1 protein-coding gene is annotated in these 240 nt (G+C 69.6%); it reads right to left on the reverse strand.

What is annotated here, in order from left to right; translation table 11 throughout:
- Nucleotides 1-240 (reverse strand): phosphoadenosine phosphosulfate reductase domain-containing protein (locus tag IH25_RS0137115; protein ID WP_030621629.1); only part of this gene is annotated, 240 nt, incomplete at both ends.

Raw genomic sequence — 240 nt, forward strand, 5'->3', positions numbered from 1 at the left:
ACCGAGGCCACATGCAGGCGCAGCCCGTGTGCGGCCGCCACCCGGTCCCGGTACGCGAGGACCTCCGGGAAGTTGTGTCCCGTGTCCACGTGCAGCAGGGAGAAGGGGACCGCGGCCGGGGCGAACGCCTTCAGCGCGAGGTGCAGCATGACGATGGAGTCCTTGCCGCCGGAGAACAGGATCACCGGGTTCTCGAACTCGCCCGCCACCTCGCGGAAGATGTGCACCGCCTCGGACTCC

Source organism: Streptomyces achromogenes subsp. achromogenes, from assembly GCF_000720835.1.
Classification (GTDB): Bacteria; Actinomycetota; Actinomycetes; order Streptomycetales; family Streptomycetaceae; genus Streptomyces; species Streptomyces achromogenes.